Annotated in this window: 2 protein-coding genes; both read left to right on the forward strand. The window is 75.5% G+C overall.

All coding sequences use genetic code 11. The features are described 5' to 3' along the window. A partial coding sequence (locus HYE82_RS35310; RefSeq protein ID WP_179178318.1) for a glutamate synthase subunit beta occupies positions 1-1106 on the forward strand: 1106 nt, incomplete at its 5' end. A 111-nt stretch (positions 1107-1217) separates the two neighbouring features. Continuing rightward, complete coding sequence (locus HYE82_RS35315; RefSeq protein WP_179178319.1) at positions 1218-3236, forward strand: prolyl oligopeptidase family protein; 2019 nt, start codon at positions 1218-1220, stop codon at positions 3234-3236. Positions 3237-3266 lie beyond the last annotated feature (30 nt).

Consider the following 3266-nt stretch of genomic DNA (forward strand, 5'->3'; position numbering starts at 1 on the left):
GTGCCCGGCCGACCGGCAGGACCGTCGCCGTCATCGGCTCGGGCCCGGCCGGACTCGCCGCGGCCCAGCAGCTGACCCGGGCCGGGCACACCGTCGTCGTCCACGAGCGCGACGACCGCATCGGCGGCCTGCTCCGCTACGGCATCCCCGCCTTCAAGATGGCGAAGGCCCACCTGGACCGCCGCATAGCGCAGATGCTCGACGAGGGCACCCGATTCCGCACCGAGGCGGACGTCGGAGGCCGAATCGACGCGGCCGACCTGCGCAGACGGCACGACGCGGTCGTCGTCGCGGTCGGCGCCGGCGAGCGCCGCGAGCTCCCCGTACCGGGCCGCGGCCTGCACGGCATCCACCAGGCCATGGAGTACCTCACCGGCGCAAACCGCGTCCAGGAAGGCGACCTCACGGCGGCCCCGATCAGCGCCGAGGGCCGCCACGTCGTGATCGTCGGCGGCGGGGACACCGGCTCGGACTGCCTGGGCACCGCCCTGCGGCAGGGCGCCCGCTCCGTGCTGCAGCTCGACATCAACCCGGAGCCCGGCCCCGACCGGTCCGACACCGAGCCCTGGCCCGTGTACCCGAAGGTCTACCGGATCTCCCACGCGCACGAGGAGGCGCGCGACCGCGACGGCGGCGACCCCAGGATCTTCGCCCACGCCACGCTGCACTTCGAAGGCGACGCCGCCGGCCGGGTACGCGCCCTGCACCTGACCGCGGTGGAACCCGTCACCCGCCGGCCCCTCCCCGGGACGGAGCGGGTCGTCGAGGCCGGACTGGTCCTGCTGGCGCTCGGCTTCTCCGGGCCCGAGCGGTCCGCCGCGCTGGAAGAGCAGCTCGGCCTCAACCGGGACGCCCGCGGCGGGTACGCCCGCAGCCCCGGCTTCGCGGCCCTTCCCCCGCCGACCCCCGACGGCCGCGTCCCCGCTCCCGGCTCCGGCTCCGCGGACGGGGTGTTCGTCGCCGGGGACGCCGGGCGCGGGCAGTCCCTGGTGGTGTGGGCCATCGCGGAGGGCCGCTCGGCGGCCGCCGCCGTCGACCGCTACCTCACCGGCTCGACCTCCCTCCCCGCCCCCGTCAGCGCACACGACCGTCCCATGACGGCATGACGGCATGACGGCACGGCCCGAGCGCCGGCGCGACGGCGTGGCGGCGCGACCCGCGGCGACCGGGGCGGGGAGGAGTCACCGGGCGGCCGGCGCGGGCGGCACAATCGTGGGGTGACTGGTGAAGATCCGTTCCTGTGGTTGGAAGACGTCGAGGGCGAGGCCGCGCTGGGCTGGGTCGCCGAGCGGAACGCGGAGACCGCCGCCGCCCTCACCTCGGACCCCCGCTTCGAGACCCTGCGCGGCGAACTGCGCGAGGTCCTCGACGACGCCGAGCGCATCCCCTACACCGTCCGGCGCGGGGCGTACCTGTACGACTACTGGCGGGACGCCGACCGGCCGAAGGGCGTGTGGCGGCGCACCACGCTGGAGCAGTACCGCAAGGACGAGCCCGCCTGGGACGTCCTCCTCGACGTCGATGCCCTCGCCGCGGCCGACGGCGAGGAATGGGTGTGGGCCGGGGCCGCCGTCCGCTACCCGGACTACCGGCGTGCGCTGGTCATGCTCTCGCGCGACGGCTCCGACGCCGTCGTGGTCCGGGAGTTCGACCTGGACGACCGCGCGTTCGTCCCGGGCGGCTTCGAGGTCGCCGAAGCGAAGACCCGGGTCGCCTGGATCGACGAGGACACGCTCTTCGTCGGCGCCGACCTCGGCCCTGACTCCCTGACGGCCTCCGGCTACCCGCGCACCGTCCGCCGCTGGCGCCGCGGCACCGCCCTGGAGGACGCGGAGGTCGTCTACGAGGCCGAGCACACGGACGTCTCCGCCTCCGGCTGGTACGACGCCACGCCCGGCTTCGAGCGGGCCTTCGTCTCCCGCGCCACCGACTTCTTCCACCGCGAGCTGCACCTGCTCGCCGACGGCGACCGGCTGGTCAGGATCGACGTCCCGGCCGACGCCGGCGCGTACGCGCACCGGCAGTGGCTGGTCGTCACCCCGAAGAGCCCGTGGCTCGGCCATCCCGCCGGCTCGCTCCTCGTGTTCGACTTCGACGCCTTCCTCGCCGGCGACCGCACCGCGCACGCCCTGTTCACCCCCGACGAGCGCACCGCCCTGTCCGGCCACTGCTGGACCCGCCACCACCTGATCCTGGACACACTGGCCGACGTCGCCACCCGGCTGGAGGTCCTCACCCCCGGCCCCGACGGCTGGAGCCGCCGCCCGCTCGCCGACGTGCCCCCGCTGTCCTCCGCCTGCATCACCGACACCGACCCGGACACCTCCGACGAGTACTTCCTCGACGTGGACGGCTTCCTCCAGCCCTCCACCCTCACCCGCGGCCACATCGGCGGGGACACCGAGGTGCTCAAGCAGGCCCCCGCCCGCTTCGACACCGCGGGCCTGGCCGTACGGCAGCACTTCGCCACCTCACGGGACGGCACCGCCGTGCCCTACTTCGTCGTCGGCCCCGCCGACCGCGACCGGCCCGGCCCCGCACTCCTCTACGGCTACGGCGGCTTCCGCGACCAGCAGACCCCCGGCTACGACGCGATCACCGGCCGTGCCTGGCTCGCCCGCGGCGGCACCTTCGTCGTCGCCAACATCCGCGGCGGCGCCGAATACGGCCCCGCCTGGCACCAGGCAGCCCTCGGCCCCCACCGGGTCCGCGCCTTCGAGGACTTCGCCGCCGTCGCCGCCGACCTCACCGCCCGCGGCATCACCACCCCCGACCGGCTCGGCATCACCGGCGCGAGCAACGGCGGCCTGCTCATGGGCGCCATGCTCGTCCGCCACCCCGAGCTGTTCGGCGCGGTCGTCGCCAAGGTTCCCCTCCTCGACATGCTGCGCTACCACCGGCTGCTCGCCGGCGCGTCCTGGATCGCCGAGTACGGCGACCCCGACACCGAGGCCGACCGGCCCCACCTGGAGGACATGTCCCCGTACCACAACCTCGCCGCCGGGCGGCCGTACCCGCCGGTGCTGCTGATGACCTCCACCCGCGACGACCGGGTCCACCCCGGGCACGCCCGGAAGACCGCCGCGCGGCTGCGGGAGCTCGGCCACCGCGTCCTGTTCCACGAGAACACCGGCGGCGGCCACGGCGGCGCCTCGGACAACGAACAGGCCGCCCACAACCGGGCCCTCGCCTACACCTTCCTGTGGCAGCACCTCGGCGGCGGCACGGGCTCCTGACCGCCGTCCGGGGTCGGCGGGGGCCGGCGG

Origin of the sequence: Streptomyces sp. BR123 (assembly GCF_013401435.1) — a bacterium.
Classification (GTDB): domain Bacteria; phylum Actinomycetota; class Actinomycetes; order Streptomycetales; family Streptomycetaceae; genus Streptomyces.